At 62.7% G+C, this 15,887-nt stretch carries 19 protein-coding genes; 8 read left to right on the forward strand and 11 right to left on the reverse strand.

The window, feature by feature from the left end:
* Nucleotides 1–138: 138 nt before the first annotated feature.
* The 4 genes from RIN13_RS11480 to RIN13_RS11495 all read right to left on the reverse strand — a co-directional run bounded on the left by RIN13_RS11480 (nt 139) and on the right by RIN13_RS11495 (nt 2,727).
* On the reverse strand, nt 139–561 hold the full coding sequence (locus tag RIN13_RS11480) for an Hsp20 family protein (RefSeq protein WP_309107471.1): 423 nt from the start codon (nt 559–561) through the stop codon (nt 139–141).
* Between the two features lie 139 nt (nt 562–700).
* Nucleotides 701–985 (reverse strand): DUF6221 family protein, encoded by a 285-nt coding sequence (locus tag RIN13_RS11485; RefSeq protein ID WP_309107472.1) that lies wholly within the window; start codon nt 983–985, stop codon nt 701–703.
* Between the two features lie 214 nt (nt 986–1,199).
* On the reverse strand, nt 1,200–2,222 hold the full coding sequence (locus tag RIN13_RS11490) for a LacI family DNA-binding transcriptional regulator (protein ID WP_309107519.1): 1,023 nt from the start codon (nt 2,220–2,222) through the stop codon (nt 1,200–1,202).
* A gap of 130 nt (nt 2,223–2,352) precedes the next feature.
* Nucleotides 2,353–2,727 (reverse strand): hypothetical protein, encoded by a 375-nt coding sequence (locus RIN13_RS11495; RefSeq protein WP_309107473.1) that lies wholly within the window; start codon nt 2,725–2,727, stop codon nt 2,353–2,355.
* Between the two features lie 292 nt (nt 2,728–3,019).
* On the opposite strand from RIN13_RS11495, the gene RIN13_RS11500 reads away from it, so the two are divergent.
* Nucleotides 3,020–4,387: a solute carrier family 23 protein gene (locus tag RIN13_RS11500; protein WP_309107474.1), complete on the forward strand. Its 1,368-nt coding sequence runs from the start codon at nt 3,020–3,022 to the stop codon at nt 4,385–4,387.
* Between the two features lie 120 nt (nt 4,388–4,507).
* Complete coding sequence (locus tag RIN13_RS11505; protein WP_309107475.1) at nt 4,508–4,792, forward strand: DUF1540 domain-containing protein; 285 nt, start codon at nt 4,508–4,510, stop codon at nt 4,790–4,792.
* Nucleotides 4,793–4,949: 157 nt separating this feature from the next.
* On the opposite strand, the gene RIN13_RS11510 is transcribed toward RIN13_RS11505, so the two are convergent.
* Together RIN13_RS11510 and RIN13_RS11515 are read right to left on the reverse strand one after the other, a co-directional pair.
* Nucleotides 4,950–5,585 carry a hypothetical protein gene (locus RIN13_RS11510; protein ID WP_309107476.1) on the reverse strand — a complete coding sequence of 212 codons (636 nt, stop codon included), beginning with the start codon at nt 5,583–5,585 and terminating at the stop codon, nt 4,950–4,952.
* Between the two features lie 110 nt (nt 5,586–5,695).
* Nucleotides 5,696–6,595 (reverse strand): SDR family oxidoreductase, encoded by a 900-nt coding sequence (locus RIN13_RS11515; RefSeq protein WP_309107477.1) that lies wholly within the window; start codon nt 6,593–6,595, stop codon nt 5,696–5,698.
* 200 nt (nt 6,596–6,795) lie between these two features.
* Here RIN13_RS11515 and RIN13_RS11520 point away from each other — a divergent pair, with 200 nt between their 5' ends.
* Nucleotides 6,796–7,287, forward strand: a complete 492-nt coding sequence (locus RIN13_RS11520; RefSeq protein ID WP_309107478.1) for a DUF6328 family protein — start codon at nt 6,796–6,798, stop codon at nt 7,285–7,287.
* A 49-nt stretch (nt 7,288–7,336) separates the two neighbouring features.
* Here the strand turns inward: RIN13_RS11520 and RIN13_RS11525 are convergent, their stop codons facing one another.
* Nucleotides 7,337–8,461 carry a glycerate kinase gene (locus RIN13_RS11525; protein WP_309107479.1) on the reverse strand — a complete coding sequence of 375 codons (1,125 nt, stop codon included), beginning with the start codon at nt 8,459–8,461 and terminating at the stop codon, nt 7,337–7,339.
* A 136-nt stretch (nt 8,462–8,597) separates the two neighbouring features.
* Between RIN13_RS11525 and RIN13_RS11530 the strand changes: the two genes are divergently transcribed.
* Nucleotides 8,598–10,280 (forward strand): alkaline phosphatase D family protein, encoded by a 1,683-nt coding sequence (locus RIN13_RS11530; RefSeq protein WP_309107480.1) that lies wholly within the window; start codon nt 8,598–8,600, stop codon nt 10,278–10,280.
* A 17-nt stretch (nt 10,281–10,297) separates the two neighbouring features.
* Here RIN13_RS11530 and RIN13_RS11535 read toward each other — a convergent pair whose 3' ends face one another.
* The 3 genes from RIN13_RS11535 to RIN13_RS11545 form a co-directional block, all read right to left on the reverse strand.
* Nucleotides 10,298–10,630 (reverse strand): hypothetical protein, encoded by a 333-nt coding sequence (locus RIN13_RS11535; RefSeq protein ID WP_309107481.1) that lies wholly within the window; start codon nt 10,628–10,630, stop codon nt 10,298–10,300.
* A gap of 120 nt (nt 10,631–10,750) precedes the next feature.
* The gene (locus RIN13_RS11540) at nt 10,751–11,659 is read right to left on the reverse strand and encodes a LysR family transcriptional regulator (protein ID WP_309107482.1); all 909 of its coding nucleotides are present in this window, start codon (nt 11,657–11,659) and stop codon (nt 10,751–10,753) included.
* Nucleotides 11,660–11,689: 30 nt separating this feature from the next.
* On the reverse strand, nt 11,690–11,854 hold the full coding sequence (locus RIN13_RS11545) for a hypothetical protein (protein WP_309107483.1): 165 nt from the start codon (nt 11,852–11,854) through the stop codon (nt 11,690–11,692).
* 49 nt (nt 11,855–11,903) lie between these two features.
* Here RIN13_RS11545 and RIN13_RS11550 point away from each other — a divergent pair, with 49 nt between their 5' ends.
* Both RIN13_RS11550 and RIN13_RS11555 read left to right on the forward strand, forming a co-directional pair.
* Nucleotides 11,904–12,878, forward strand: coding sequence for an EamA family transporter (locus RIN13_RS11550; protein ID WP_309107484.1), 975 nt, complete (start codon nt 11,904–11,906; stop codon nt 12,876–12,878).
* An 88-nt stretch (nt 12,879–12,966) separates the two neighbouring features.
* Nucleotides 12,967–13,578 (forward strand): dihydrofolate reductase family protein, encoded by a 612-nt coding sequence (locus RIN13_RS11555; RefSeq protein ID WP_309107485.1) that lies wholly within the window; start codon nt 12,967–12,969, stop codon nt 13,576–13,578.
* Between the two features lie 45 nt (nt 13,579–13,623).
* Here RIN13_RS11555 and RIN13_RS11560 read toward each other — a convergent pair whose 3' ends face one another.
* Nucleotides 13,624–13,842, reverse strand: a complete 219-nt coding sequence (locus tag RIN13_RS11560; RefSeq protein WP_309107486.1) for a DUF6480 family protein — start codon at nt 13,840–13,842, stop codon at nt 13,624–13,626.
* Nucleotides 13,843–14,095: 253 nt separating this feature from the next.
* Here RIN13_RS11560 and RIN13_RS11565 point away from each other — a divergent pair, with 253 nt between their 5' ends.
* Together RIN13_RS11565 and RIN13_RS11570 are read left to right on the forward strand one after the other, a co-directional pair.
* Complete coding sequence (locus RIN13_RS11565) at nt 14,096–14,884, forward strand: histidine phosphatase family protein (RefSeq protein ID WP_309107487.1); 789 nt, start codon at nt 14,096–14,098, stop codon at nt 14,882–14,884.
* Entirely contained in the window at nt 14,868–15,803 is a 936-nt protein-coding gene (locus tag RIN13_RS11570) for an NAD(P)H-hydrate dehydratase (protein WP_309107488.1), read from the forward strand. The genes RIN13_RS11565 and RIN13_RS11570 overlap by 17 nt, the downstream gene beginning before the upstream one ends.
* Nucleotides 15,804–15,887 lie beyond the last annotated feature (84 nt).

Below are 15,887 nucleotides of genomic sequence, written 5' to 3' on the forward strand. Positions count from 1 at the left end.
TTGCTGCAATTGCGCTACAAGGCGCTGTGGCGTGCACCTTAATACCAACCGCCCTCGAAGGCAGCCCTGGCATGTCCGGACACCCCGCCCCGGCTTCCGTCAGACCCTGACCAAGCCCGGCGTGTTGGAACGCGAGGCTTAGGCCTTGATCTGCTGCTGCTGGCCGCCGGCCTGGATCTCGATCTTACGCGGCTTGGCCTCCTCGAGGACCGGGATCCGCACCTTCAGCACACCGGCGTCATAGCTAGCGTGCACGTGGTCCGTATTCAGGGTTTCCCCCAGGACCAGCTGCCGGCTGAAGACACCGCGCGGGCGTTCCGAAGCGACCAACTCCGTGCCTTCACCCACCGGGTCCTTGCGCTCGGCGCGGACCGTCAGGACGTTGCGTTCAACGTCGACGTCCACCAAATCGACTTCGACGCCGGGAAGATCCAGCGCAACCACAATTTCATCGCCTTCCCGCCAGACATCCATCGGCATCGCGGCGGGATGGGCAGTGGTGCCAAGCACCTGCTGAGCGAGCCGGTCCAGGTGCCGGAACGGGTCATTCAGCATCAACATCTCATACCTCCTTTTGATCCATCTTTCTTAGACCGGATATATATCCGCCGATACAGATTTTTATAGCACCACACCATCAATCTGACAAGAGGGTGATGCGGCAGGAAACTGTTTACCGTACGAGTCTTTTCGCGGATACCTAGGGATCAATAGACCACCCCTCCTGGTAATCCGGGTGGTTCATATAGACCGACGCCACGCACATCAGGACGTACTCGCTGGTGGCCCCGGTCTGTGTCGGGATATCTGTAACGAGCGGGACGTTGTCCAGGATTTTCCGCTTGGCGTTGCATTCTGCAAGGACTCGCGCGGGGTCGAACCAGCCGACAGCGCCATAGACCTCATCCCGGCTTTCGAGTCCCCGGCGGGCTTCTGCCTCTTCTTCCGCGATGCGTGCTTCCAGAAACTCGATGATGTCAGCCATACATTCATCCTTGCCCAAGTGGGCTCCAGGTCAAACATCCCAAACCCTCCCTCACCTCTCGCACCCATTCCCCCAACCCTCCATCACTTCTCGCGCCCAATCCCCAAAACCCTCCTTCACCTTTCGTCGGCAGGAGGACGAAACGTGCGGGAGCGTTTGGGAATTCAGGACGAAACGTGAGGGAGCGTTTTGGGGGTCCGGCGCCGACAGCGGGCTACGCGGCGGACGAACCCGCTGCCGCAGTGGAGTTCCGCAGGACGAGTTCGGGTTTGACGATGGACGATGAAGAGCCGTCAGCGCCCTCAACCGCCGCTGACAGGAGCTGGAAGGCGCGCGCCCCGAGGTCGCCGAAATCCTGCCGGACCGTGGTGAGCGAGGGCCGCCAGAGGGCAACATGGGGCTGATCATCGAAGCCCATCACGGAGACGTCTTCAGGAACGCGGCGCCCCCGATCCAGCAGGGCGCTGATGACGCCGATCGCGACGTCGTCGTTTCCGCAGAAGATTGCCGTGACGTCATCCTGATCCGCGAGGTCCAGGCCGAGCTTGTAGCCACTGGCAGGTTCCCAGGTGGCATGGAGCACGGGAGGAACCGGGGCTCCGGCAGCAGTGAGCGCCGATTTCCAGCCCTGGGTGCGTCCCGAGTGCTTGCCCATGGTGGGAACGGCGACGTGGTGGACCGTCTTGTGGCCCAGTGAGAGAAGGTATTCGGTGGCATCCCGGCCCGCGCTGCGCTCATCCAGGAGCGCGCTGGGAGTGGATCCGCTGCGACGGGTGCCGCCGCCGGCCACCACCATGGGCACCGACGACGGAAAGGCCTTCACCGCGGCGAGGCCCGGACGGTCAAATTCGAGGATAATGACGCCGGCTACGGGTTGGGAGAGGACGAGGTCGATGGCGGCGTTGACGGCGGGTTCGCTGTCAGACTCAACCACCGCAATGATGACCGACAGCCCGGCTTTCCTCGCTGCGAGCTCGATGCCCTCGATGGTCTTGGCATAACCGTAATTCGACGTCGCGCCGGTCAGGACGGCAACCATGGACCGCTTTCCCGATCTTGTGGCGCGGGCAGCACTGTTCGGCCGATATTCGAGGTCGTTTACGGCTTTCATCACGCGTTCGCGGAGTTCGGGTGCAACGTACTTGCTGCTGGTGAGCACACGGGAAACCGTCGGCACTGAAACGCCGGCAGCCTTTGCAACATCGCTAAGGACCGGGACCCTGTTCTTTGCTTCCATACTCACTCCATCAGAGTAACGCGCCAGAAGCCCCTCAGAACCTAAATTGCTCGATTTTGGGTAATCGTTTTCCCCTCTCCTGATCCTGATCGATCACGGCAAACCGTACAGCGAACCGGCTCGGGTCAACTCAACACACCCACAGCTCCAGGACACGGCGGATCCTCCGGTCGCCATCCGGCGCCATGTCCACGAGCGCAATCCGGTCAAGCACGACGACGTCGCCGCGGTGAAAGCGCCTCTCACCCTGACGGGTCACATGTGGGCGGTAATTTTGCAGCGTGTAGGCCGGAGTTGATACAACCGCACCGAGCTTCTGGACCTGATGCCCTTTCACATGCGCCACAACCCCCGCAACTACCTCATCGCTGCCTCCCGATTCCCCGCCCGCACGGTGTCCGACGTCGAACTTTACGAGGGTCATATGCAGGGGCCATCGCGCCCTGGGGAACTCCGCACCGCGTGTCACAGGCTCAAGGAAGGCCACCAAGATGAGGTTCTTCATAGGGCAAGTCTGGCAGCGGGAATTGGGCAGCGGGGCAAGAGATGGGATTAGAATGGAAAACGGAACGGACACATGCCATGCAGTTCATCTGCAGAAATCGCGTCCCCCAGTGCCTCCGGCGTGTCCCCCATCGTGCCGGAGGCACTGCTGGTTTAAGTACTCGAGGCGTGGGTTGAGAAGCACCGGCAGGCGCCGCCGGTTCTAGAAGCGCGCCAACCAGTCATGCAGGGCGGTAATGTTGCAGCGAAACATCCCTGCCCTTGCGGCTACCCCCTCTGAAAGGCTCCTGGCCATGAGCATGCTCGGCACCAAGTGGAAACTGCACGGTACCGGAAGGTCTGTACGTCCGGGTGAGGTGGTGGCTCCTGAAGAACGGCTCACCTGGCCCCTGACCATCGGGGTCGGCATGCAGCACGTCGTCGCCATGTTCGGTGCGACGTTCCTGGTGCCCATCCTCACGGGAATGCCGCCCGCTACAACGCTGCTCTTCTCGGGCATCGGGACGCTGTTATTCCTCGTTATCACCAAGGGGCGCGTTCCCAGCTACCTCGGCTCCAGCTTCGCATTCATTGCCCCGATCGCTGCGTCCCAGCAGCAGTACGGCGTGGGCGGCGCCCTCGGCGGCGTAGTGCTGGCCGGCGTCGGACTGGCAATCGTGGGAGCGGTGGTGCAGAAGTTCGGTGCAGGCTGGATCAACCGCCTGATGCCGCCCATCGTGACAGGCGCCATCGTCGCCTTGATCGGGCTTAACCTGGCGCCGGCGGCCAAGAACAACTTCGAAACCGCTCCGGTCACCGCTGTGATCACCCTCGCTACCATCATCCTTGTGACTGTGCTGTTCAAGGGGATCCTGGGTCGCCTGAGCATCCTCGTGGGGGTTGTTGTGGGTTATCTGGCGGCCATGACCCGGGGTGAAGTGAATTTCGCCAAGGTGGATGCCGCGTCCTGGATCGGGCTGCCCACTTTCCAGACCCCTGAATTCCATTTGGGCGTGGTGGGCCTGTTCGTTCCCGTGGTCCTGGTGCTGGTGGCCGAGAACGTTGGGCACGTTAAGTCCGTGGCCGCCATGACTGGCCGCAATCTCGACGACGTCTCCGGCCGCGCGCTGATGGCTGACGGTGCCGCTACCGTGCTGGCAGGCTTCGGCGGTGGCTCGGGTACCACTACCTATGCCGAGAACATTGGCGTCATGGCAGCCACCAAGGTGTACTCCACTGCTGCGTACTGGGTGGCCGGCAGCTTTGCAATCCTGCTGAGCTTTTCGCCTAAATTCGGGGAACTCATCGCCACCGTTCCTGCGGGTGTCCTTGGTGGCGCTGCCACCATGCTGTACGGGATGATCGGCATCCTGGGCGTGAAAATCTGGGTGCAAAACAAGGTCAACTTCTCCAACCCCATCAACCTGACCACCGCTGCCGTCGCCCTTATCATCGGTATCGCCGACTACACCTGGATTCTTGGGGAGCTCACGTTCACCGGCATCGCCCTTGGCTCAGCGGCCGCCCTGATCATTTACCACGGCATGAAGGCGATTGCATCGGGACGCGGAAGCGTGGCCGAACCGGAGACGGAGCCGTCGTCCGCGAAATCAGTCCTGCCGCCCGCTGCCAAAGCTGCTGCCGTAACGGGAGCGAAGCGTCCCGGGAAGAAGCGGCGCTAATAACTTCATGCGCCAGAAATACGTCACACGATTGGGTCTTTTTGATTCGGCCCAACACGCCTAACGTGGGAGTCAGCCAGCCGCCCGTCCAGGGCGGGCAGAACCACGGAGGATCCTGCTATGACAACGCACGTCGCCGATTGCAGCGTAACTAACTGTTCCTTCAACGATCATTCAGAGTGCAATGCGGCAGCCATTACGGTTGGCGGCACTGAAGATCACGCTCTCTGCGCCACTTTCATTGATATCGGAGTTCATGGCGGCCTGCCCAAGGTACTCGCAGACGTCGGGGCCTGCCAGCGCACGGAATGCATCCACAACGAGCACCTGATGTGCCAGGCGCCTGAGGTTCACGTCGGACCCGGCCGCGACAACGCCGATTGCCTGACCTACTCACACGGGTAAACCAGCCTGAACAGAGCAACTCAGAGCAGCCAGTGCCGGCCGCCCCATGGGCGGCCGGCACTTTCTAGGTTCCTAAGCAATCCGCTGCCTCCAGCTAACGCTTCCTCCCGGTACTACTGCCTCCGGGCCCGCGTCTGCTGCCGGCCGGATTCTGCTTCTAGCCGGCGTCGAAGGTCTCCTTGTCATCGTCGCGGTCCCGCGGGGACCGCTCATCCGGAAGGTCCGTTCCGCTTCCGTCGGGGATCCCGGCCGCGTCCCGCTGAGGCTCGGAGGAAAAGGGGCGCCCCGAAGTTTCCTCGGTGTTGGTGTCGTCCATCTCCGCCTCCACGGAGGGAACAGCTGCGCCTGGATCGTCATAGTCCGCTGAGTCATCCTCCCCCGACGGATCGGGGAGCTGCTGCTCCGGCATCTCGTCGGGATGGGCAGGAACAGGGTTGCCGGAGCCCCCTGCGCCGCCGGGTCCTGCCGAGGACCCGGCTACAGGCTCAAAGCCCGGGTCGGTGCTTTCGGTTTCTGCCATCATCTGATCCTCCGTACCTCCGAAGCGGCCTGCTCCGGGCTCTCCTGCACTGTCCTTGTCCTCAGTTCCTAACTGGCTCAAATCCGGGGACTCCGCGGGGAACTTCTCACCCTCGGGGCTGTCCTGGCTGAGTCCTGCCGCCTCGAAGGCTTCCTCCTCGCGGGGTTGTGCAAACTGCTTGTTATCCCCAGGGGGCATTTCCTGCTCAGCCGTTGGGGTCCCGTAGCCTCCGGCTTCCTCCGTGACGCGATCGTTCTGGCTCTCCTCGTTCATTTCTTCCTCCTTATTAGTCGGTTCTGAACTGGCCGGTTTGCCACCGGGGGTCCTTGAGTTTTCGGGTGCGGATTGCCGGGCTCCAGATGGGAGGCCTCCCGATGGGCTGCTCAGAGCCCCTTGCCGCCGGTAACCGGGAGCACGGCCCCGGAAATGTAGGAGCCTTGCTCGGAAGCCAGCAAAACGTAGGCCGCCGCCAGCTCCGCGGGCTGGCCCGCACGTTGGAGTGGCGTGTCCTGGCCGAAGGAGGGCAGCTTGTCCGGCCACTCGGTCGCGGGAATCAGCGGAGTCCAAATGGGCCCGGGGGCAACGGCGTTCACCCGGATACCCTTTGGTCCCAGCTCCTGGGCCAAGGCCTTGGTGAAGGCCACCTGGGCACCCTTGGTCATGGCGTAGTCGATCAGCTGGGGTGACGGATTGAAGGCCTGGATGGACGCCGTAGTAATGATCGATGCCCCTGCTGTCAAGTGCGGAACCGCCGCCCTGGCCGTCCAGAGGAGCGAGTACAAATTGGTCTTGAAAACCCTGTCGAATTCTTCCGTGGGCAGGGATTCGAAGCTGTCCCGGTTCTTCTGATAAGCAGCGTTGAGGACCACAATATCGAGCCGGCCGAACTCAGCCAGAGTGTCCTCCACGATCCGGGAGCTGAACTCCTCGCTTCTCCCATCACCCGCCAGCAGCAGGGCCTTCCGGCCGGCTTTCCGGATCCACTCGGCAGTGTCCTGGGCGTCTTCCTCTTCCTCCGGAAGATAGGAGATCGCGACGTCGGCGCCCTCCCGCGCGAAAGCAATGGCCACAGCCTTGCCGATTCCGGAATCGCCCCCGGTGATCAGGGCTGCCTTTCCGGTGAGGAGGTCCTTGCCTTCATAGCTCAACTCCCCATGATCCGGCTTGGGATCCATGGGGGCTGTGAGACCTGGCTGCTCTTGCTCCTGCTGGGGGAAGGGCCCCGAGTGGTAGCCTCCCCGGGGGTCACGCGGCTGTTCTTGCTGCTTGCCTGCATCACTCATAGTCCACCTACCCAACGTGTCGGTTTTCTTTAGTGGCCGGTCGCATCCGGCTCTTCGAAACTATCCCAGCAATCTGGTCAAGTCCACATTTACCAGAAATTAGTCAGCAAACTTATTATTACTTGAAAATGAAGGGCCTCAAGCCTAGGTTGAGAGTTAGAACCGCTTGGCGGCCGACGACAGTGCCGGAGGTGAAGGCCATGACCGATCCCGAAGCCCAGCAACGCAGCGGCCGGAACGAAACTGCGGAAGAACAGATGGACCGGAACTGGATGGAGCTGCTCCAGGAGCTCCGGGTCCTCCAGACGGGGGTCCAGATTCTCGCGGGGTTCCTGCTCACTCTCCCCTTCCAATCCCGGTTCGATTCGCTCGACGATTATCAGGTGACCCTCTATCTCACCAACGTGGTCCTGGCCGCGCTTACCACCGCCCTCATCCTGCTCCCGGTCAGTGTGCACCGCCGTCTTTTCCGAAAGCGGCTCAAGGCCACGCTTGTGTCCAGTGCAGACAGGATCACCAAGGTGGCACTGGGCGGGGTTGCCCTCCTCAGCGTGGGAACGTCGTCACTGGTTTTTGACGTCGCCGCCGGCCGCAACGCCGGTATTACCGCAGGTGCTGCACTGCTGGCCCTGCTGATCATCCTGCTGGTCTATGTTCCGATTCACCTTCACAGACAAGCTGAAAAGCGGTAGCTCCGCCGGTGGCAGAGCGCCACGAGATTCGGGCAGCGCGCCCTGCCCGTCAGGCGCCTTCCAGCACCTGGCTTGTGGCCCAGGTCAGGTATTTCGCTGCCTGGGCGACGGCGTCCTCCGGGCTGGGGGCAACGTCCAGCAATTGGGCTGCAGCCACTACGCCATGCTCGGCCAGCTCCTCAACGGTTACCAGGATGCGGCCAGCCACCACAATGACAGGGATGCCCCGCTCATGGGCGGCGGCTGCCAGCGCGATGGGAGCCTTTCCGGTCAGCGACTGTGAGTCCATGGAGCCTTCACCTGTAATCACCAGGTCCGCAGCGGCCAGTTGTTCGGCCAGCCCGGTAAGGCCTGCCACCAGGGCAAACCCTCCTTCCAACGCTGCGTCGCTGAACGCCAGGAACGCCGCCGGGAACCCACCCGCTGCTCCCGCTCCGGGAATGTTGATATCCCGGCCGGTGGTTTCACGGAGGATGGAGGCCCAGTTCCGGAGTCCAGCGTCGAGCTGCTCCACGGCGTCGTCATCGGCGCCTTTCTGCGGAGCAAACACATGTGCGGCTCCCTCTGGGCCGTAGAGGGGGTTCCGGACATCCACGGCAATACGGAATCTGACCCGTCCCAAGCGGGCGTCGAGTTCAGTGGCGTCAACTGCAGCCACATCCACAAGTGAGCCGCCGCCCAGGGGGACAATGTTGCCTGCGGTATCAAGCGGTTTGAGTCCGAGCGCACGCAAGGCACCGCTCCCGCCGTCGGTCATTGCTGATCCGCCAAGACCCAGCACAATCTCCGTTGCCCCCGCATCCAAGGCCGCAGCGATCAGCTGGCCACAACCGTAGCTGTGAGCGCGCAGCGCGTTCTCCGGAGTAGGTTCAACATGCGCAAGGCCTGAAGCCTGGGCTGTTTCGATCACTGCAGTTACTGCGCCGCCGGCTTCGGTCCGCAGCGCCCAGACCGCACCGATGGGAGTCAGAACGGGTCCGACAACGGCGTTCAGTCTTTCCTCGTATCCGGCCGATACTGCGGCCTCCAGGGTTCCTTCTCCGCCGTCGGCTATTGGAAACTGCGTGGCAACAGCGTTCGGATAGACCCGTAGGACTCCTTCGGCGATGGCGCTGGCAGCTTCGGCAGCGGTGAGCGATCCCTTGAACTTGTCCGGGGCAATAAGAATACGCATGGATCTATCCTGCCATCCAGCATAGGAAAACGCTTCCCAGAGGAGCGACCAGACGATCTATGACGAACAGGTGGCGCCAGGCGATCAGGAACGTCAGGATCTGGCCGGACCTCGTTCCAACAGGTACAACTGAGTAATGAACACCTCGCCTTTGGTGCTGGGCCCCATGATGCGGTTCGTCGATGGAACCTCGGCAAGTATCTGGGTGGAAACCCGGGATTCTGCGCGGGTTTCCGTCCGTGCAGAGGACAAAGTCTGGGGAGCACGCAGCTTCTCAGTTCATGGCCACCACTACGCGCTGGTGGAGGTTGAAGGGCTGGTGCCAGGGCAAGTTGTTTCCTACTCCGTCGAAATCAATGGAACACGCGTGTGGCCCGATCCCTCGTCCGGATTCCCTTCCTCAAAAATTGCTGCCCTTAACCCCGGCCAGCCCTTGCGGATGGCCTACGGCTCTTGCCGCACCAGCGTCCCGCACGATGAATCCGGCAACCGGACCCACGGCGTCGACTCCTTGCGGGCCTATGCGCTAAGCATGGCAGCAGGGGGGGGCCAGCCGTGGCCTGACCTTGTGGCGTTCCTTGGGGATCAGGTGTACGCGGACTCCACCAGTGAGCAGATGCAGCAGTTTATCCGGACCCGCCGCGACATCAACGAACCCCCTGGCGAGGAGCTCAAGGACTACGAAGAGTACGCTCACCTCTACTTTCTGGCATGGTCAGACCCTGCTAACAGGTGGCTGCTGTCCACCCTGCCCAGCGCCATGATCTTCGACGACCACGATATTCGCGACGATTGGAATGCATCGCTCAGTTGGAGAAAGCAAATGACTGCGGCCCCCTGGTGGCATGAGCGAATTGTGGCCGGGCTGACGGCTTACTGGGTCTACCAGCATCTCGGGAACCTGTCCCCGCAGGCGCGGGCCGCGGATCCTATCTGGCAGCGAGTCGCGGATCACCGGGGGGAGACCGAACTGGACCTGAGCGCCGAACTGGACAATTTTGCCGAACGTGCCGATCAGGACCCGACTTCCTATCGGTGGAGCTTCAGCCGGGACTTCGGGGATACCCGGCTGATTGTGCTCGATTCCCGTGCCGCCCGGAATCTGGCACCGAGGAACCGAGCCCTTCTTGACCAGACAGAAATGACATGGCTGAACGGCCTCATGCGTGGCGGCTTTCGGCACGTGCTGGTGGCCACGTCACTGCCTTTCCTGCTGCCCATGGGCCTGCACCACGTCGAGTCCTGGAATGAAGCCGTTTCGGAGGGCGCCTGGGGGAAACCAGCCGCCGTTGCCGCCGAAAAGCTGCGGCAGGCAGTCGATCTCGAGCACTGGGCCGCCTTCCAGAAAAGCTTCCACGAGGTGGCCGCCATGGTGACCGAAGTTGCCGACGGCGAACGCGGTCCCGCTCCCGAAACCGTCACCTTCATCTCCGGGGACGTTCACTTCTCCTATGTGTCGGAAGTGGAGCGATCCTCAGGCAGCCGGATCATCCAGGCTGTCTGCTCCCCTATCCGCAATCCGCTGCCACGGCTGCTGAGATCCTTCACGGCTCTCACCTCCTATGGCCTGGCCACCCCTGTCGGTGCCTTGGTGGCGCGCTCGGCGAAGGTACCCGAGCCGCCCTTCCGCTGGTCTGGCGTCACGGGTCCGTGGTTCGTCAATAATCTGGCGTGCCTGGAGGTGGCCGACGAAGGGCTGAAGCTGTGGTGGCTGACCGGAGTCGTGAGGGGCGACGATCACCTTCACCCCCAGCTGGAAGGTGTGGCCTCCCTTACCTTAGCTCCGCGCCGAACAACGCGGGTCAGCTCGGAGCCCTGATACTCAGCAAGCGAGCCTCAGCCTGGTGGGCCCCCGGCTTGGAGCTGTGAGGCAGCGGACGGCATTTGATAGGGGTTCTCAGGACGATCCTGGTCCGAGGTTGTGGGTTCCCACGAATCGTACGTGCGGGGCGTGCGAAGGTCACGTGAACGCTTCAGCAGCCCCCGGCACACGAACACAAGCCCGCAAAGCAGCAGGGTCAGGCCTGCGACCATCAGGACCATTGAGCCGTCCCGAGCCCGTCCGGATGCAATCTCGTACAGCGGTAATGGCAGGACTAAAACCGTCGCGGTGAGAGCCAGAATCCCTATCGCGGTCTCAATCAAGCCCTTTGCCTTGGTAACAGCCATCCCCACGTGTCCTTTCCTTGGCACCCCTACCCCATTGAAACGTGTCTGGACACAAAGGGAAAGATGGTTCGTCGCATCAGACACGACCGATGGACGAGCGCGTCCATGCTGCTGAGTCCGTCAGCTTGCTGCTTGTCCGGCGATCCTCCGCAGGAGTCCGGCAAGGTGCTGGATACCAGGGCTGGCGGTCATCGTCCTTCGGTGAACCATGCCAACGCGGCGTCCCGGCACCGGATTGCCTACCGGAACAGCCACCACCTCCGCAGGCAACACAGGCCTGCCCAGACGGGGAACAAGTGCCACCACGGCCTTCTGCTCCACGAGAGCAATGTGGGTTGAGAAGTCCGGATCGTAGACCTGGATATCCGGGACGCGTCCCAGATCCGCAAAAATCCGGAGCAAGGCCTCGTTGCAGATGGCGCCATTCGGGGTGCTGATCCACCGCTCGTCCACCATGTCTGCCGCTTCCACCCCGATCCGCTCGGCCAGGGGATGGCTGCGGTGAACCAGAAGGTCTGCAATGTCCTCACACAACCACTCGAGCACCAGGTGTTCGGGAATCACCAGCGGTACGGAGTTCCAGTCGTGGACTATACCGAGGTCGGCTTCGCCACCGGCTACACGCGCCACCGCTTCGCGCGGATCTTCTGCCAGCACACTGATGTCGAGGTCCGTTCCGGAGGAGGCGAGCATTCCGAGCATCGGCCCAACGAGACCGCGGCAGGCCGTGGAGAAGGCCACCACCTTCAGTCGGCCATACGGTTTCGCCGGGTCGCTGAGCAGGGTGGACTGCAACTCTTCCAGCTCGGAAAGAATGCGGCGTCCATAGGCGGCCAGAGTCAGGCCACGCTCTGTCAGCAGGACGCCGCGCCCGCGCCGCTCCAGTACAGAAAAGCCTGTCTGCTTCTCCAGTTTCTTGATCTGCTGGGAAACCGCCGAAGGGCTGAAGCCCATCACCTCCGCGGCTGCGATCACCGAACCGTGTTGCTCTACAGCCGCGAGCGCCTGGAGAGATCCGATATCAATCATGAAGCAAATCTACATGTTATTGCACATCAATCAACGCTTGTCCTTCATTCTCGTCTCTGCGAAAGTAAGCATAGCGGGGGCTTCGCGGGTGCAGTCGCGGCCGCCGCCGTCCTCCAGCACTCGGCCCGACCCGGCAATGGAACCATCGAGGCGATAGCCACCGGCGCAAACATCGACCTTAGAAGTTCGCCTCACTCATGGTCCAGGGTGTAAGCCAAAACAGTCCTTTTCAGAAGAGAGAAACATGACCACCCGCCACTCATTGCTCGCGGCCCTAGTCGCCGTCCTGTGGGGCCTGAACTTCGTCGCCATCGACCTGGGGCTTCACGCCAACGGCCGGGACGTTCCGCCATTGCTGTTCGTGGCGATGCGGTTTCTCCTGGTGGTGTTCCCCTGGATTTTTTTCATACGCAAGCCGGATGTCAGCTGGGGGGCCATCATTGGCGTCGGACTCTTCATGAGCGCAGGCCAGTTCGGCCTGCTGTACCTGTCCATGGCACTGGGCATGCCAGCCGGACTGGCTTCCCTTGTACTCCAGGCCCAGGTGCTTCTGACGGTGCTGCTTGCCGCTGTGTTCCTCCGCGAGCGTCCCAGCCGCCGCCAGTTGGCCGGGGTTGTGCTCGGGGTTGCGGGCTTGGCCATCGTAGCCGTTGGTCGGAGTTCCGTCGCTCCGCTGCTTCCCTTCATCATCGTGCTGGCTGCGGCACTTTCCTGGGCCGCAGGCAACGTGATCGCGCGTAAGGCAAAGGCTGCGTCGGGACTGGGTCTTGTGATCTGGTCCGGTGCTGTTGTTCCGCTTCCCCTCATTGCTCTCTCGCTGGTTATCGATGGACCGGATGCCATTGCAGCTACGATGCTGGACCTTCAAACCGGAACTGTGCTGAGTGCGGTTTACACAGCTGTGTTCGCTTCCCTGGTGGGATACGGAATATGGAACTGGCTGCTCGCCAAATACCCGCCGTCGGCCGTAGTTCCCTTCACCCTGCTGGTGCCGGTCGTGGGGATGAGTGCTGCGTGGCTGGCTCTGCAGGAGGTGCCGTCGGCGACGGAACTCGCCGGAGGGCTGCTCCTGCTGGGAGGAGTTGCCACGGCGGTCCTCAAGAGAGGCGGCGGACCGCTCGAACCAAAGCAGGACGCTCCACACCAGCTCCCGACGCCGGTTCCTGCCGGCATGACCACCGGTTCCGAACAAGTCGCTGAAATCCGATCAAACGTCTGAACCCCGGGCTGCTACTGGAAAGGAGTATGGTTTGCAACAGATCCTTCTCGCGGTTTTCAAGGCCTGATTTCAACCAAAAGGAACCGAAATGGACACCACCCGGCCGGAAACACGGACCCCCAAAGACGTCCCGGCCATTTTGGACATTGGCATCTCCCTCGATGGCTTCGTCGCCACCCATGACCAGGATCCCGCGGAGATCCATGATTGGATGTTCGCCCGCAAAACAGAGGCGGACGAGGCATTTGCCCGGGACATCATGGACCGGGGATCAGTGATCATGGGCAGGAACACGTTCAACGTTTGCTACGACGGCAAGGCATGGGACGGCCCTGCCTGGCCTGTGCCGATGTTCGTTGTGACCAATGAGGAGCGGGAACCGTTGGACTGGGACGGCGTCCCCTATACCTTCATTTCCGGTCTGCAGGAGGCACTTACGGCGGCGAAGGAGGCTTCGGACGGACGTCCTGTGCAGATCATGGGCGGTGGGAAACTAGCCGCCGCCTACATCGGGTCGGGTCTTTTGGACGAGGTGCGCCTTCATATCGCCCCCGTCCTCATGGGCTCGGGCGTTCCGCTTTTTGCCGCGGAAACTCCCGGTTCGGTTCCCGGGCGGGTCACCGCGTTTGACGTCGTCAGCTCTGTGCAGACACCGGCGGCGACTCACCTGATACTCAAACCCAGGAATAACTTAGCCTGATCCCAGGCCTCTCTCCCCGGCCCAAACAACTACACCGCCAAGCAGCTATTCGTCGTGGCCTTGGTCGGCGCTCATCTGGTCTTCCGCAGGCGGGGTCTCTCCCGGGGGCACGCCGCCGCCAGGTTCAAGGCCTGTGATGTTTCCGTTCGCAGGATCGGGGTTGGCCGAGGCTCCTGGATCCTCACGGTCCAGTCTGGGATCGGCAGGTTCACGCCCCGGACGGTCGGGATTAGCCGGATCATTTTCAGGGTGATAAGTACTCACGAAATGCCATCCTCTGCGGAACTCGTTAAGCGTTACGGGTTGGTGGGCTGCCAGCCTAGCCGCCGACAAGAAGCATCACAACACCGGGAGCATACAAGGCAAGGATCCATCACAAGCCACTCTCATGTTGGCCACACGCCTTGTCGAAGACGAGACGTCCGGGAGGAGGCCGTAGTAACGTGGACCTTCCTGAACCGCTGTCCCGGAAGGGGCAGCGACACCGGCCGCTGAGGCCCGGAACAAGGGGGTAGCGATGCACGAATCCCGGACTGTCCGCCCGATTCAACAGCTCCACGCCGTGCCAGGCGCCGTCGAGCTCCTCCTGGTCCGCCACGGCGAGAGCCAGGGAAACGTAGCCGCAACGGTCGCCCGCCAACAGGGCGCGCACGTGATTGACGTGCCTGCCCGGGACGCCGACGTCGAGCTTTCCGGGACAGGACGCGAGCAGTCTTTGGCCCTTGGACGCCTGCTGGCCGGATTCCCCGAGGGTCAACAGGCCACGTCCGTCTGGTCCTCGCCGTACGCCAGAGCACGGCAGACGGCGGATCTGGCGGTCAGGAGCGGTGGCTGGCGGGCGCCCGTGCTCGCCGACGAACGTTTACGGGACCGCGAGCTGGGCATCCTCGACATGCTGACCTCGGCCGGCGTGGAAGCCCGCCTACCGGAGGAAGCAGCGCGGCGGCGCTGGCTGGGAAAGTTCTACTACAGGCCTCCCGGTGGCGAGTCCTGGGCCGACGTCGCCCTCCGGCTCCGGTCCCTCCTCGCCGATCTGGACCGCCAACACAGTGGAGGCCGCGTCATGCTCGTCTGCCACGACGCCGTGATCTTCCTGTTCCGCTACATCCTCGAAGGCCTGTCGGAACGGGAGATCCTCGATATCGCCGCCACATCTTCAGTCCTGAACGCGTCGTTGACGCGGTTCGTGCGCCCAGATGGTTTCGGCCCTTGGGCTTTGGAGAGCTTCAACGTAGCGGATCACCTGGTGAGTGGCGGCGTGCCCGTGACCGAACACGCGGGAGATACCAATGTCCACCCCCGCTGAAAGCCTGCGCCCCGAGCTGGTGACGCCTACGCTCCTGCGCAACTGGCCCCTCCCGGGAGGCGGTTCCAGCAAAGAGGACCGAGGCTCGGTACTGGTAATCGGTGGCGCGCGCAAGACCCCCGGAGCGGCGCTCCTTGCGGGGCTTGCTGCTTTGCGTGCTGGAGCTGGGCGGCTCACCCTGGGTGTAGCGGAGTCTGCCGCCATCCAACTGGCGATTGCCTTGCCTGAATCAGGAGTGGTGGGGCTGGCCGAAACACCTGCGGGTTCCGTCCGCGGGGACGGCGCAGGCGCCTTGGCAGGAACACTGCAGAAAGCTGCTGCGGTTTTGGTAGGTCCGGGCCTGGACAACGAAGAAGAAGCCGCCACGCTCGTGCGGGAACTGCTTCGGCTTGAGGCTGAGGTGAACGGCCCGGAAGAGGACGACGGCGGAGCGTCCGAGGGCGAGGGCGCTCCGCCTCCCACCTTTGTCCTCGATGCTTACGCGCTCGGTTGTCTTCCGCCGATGGTGGAAGAGCTGCGTGCTTGGGCAGGGCGCCTGATCCTGACGCCGAACACGAAAGAGGCCGGAATTCTCCTGGGCCGTGACGTGAAAGATCTGACCTCGGACGTAGCGGAAATTGCTGCAAAATTTCAGGCCGTCGTCACGTGCCAAGGTGTGATTGCCTCTCCCGACGCCAGGCTTTGGGAGATCACCACCGGCTACGGAGGCTTGGGTACGTCGGGCAGCGGTGATGTGCTGGCGGGCGCCATCGCAGGGCTCAAGGCCCGCGGGATTGCCCCGACGCAGGCTGCCTGCTGGGGCACCCATCTCCATGCGGCGGCCGGAGATCGGCTCGCCAGCCGGCTGGGAAGCCTGGGTTATCTAGCCCGGGAGCTGGCTGACGAACTGCCCCCGCTGATGATGGAACTCGATACCTGACTCGGCACTAAAAAGGGCATGGTTACCGATTCCCGGAAGCACTGCTCGGGGGCCTTGCTCCCGTCTTTCACCCGGTGCCACACT

Origin of the sequence: Arthrobacter sp., assembly GCF_031179985.1 — a bacterium.
Classification (GTDB): Bacteria; Actinomycetota; Actinomycetes; order Actinomycetales; family Micrococcaceae; genus Arthrobacter.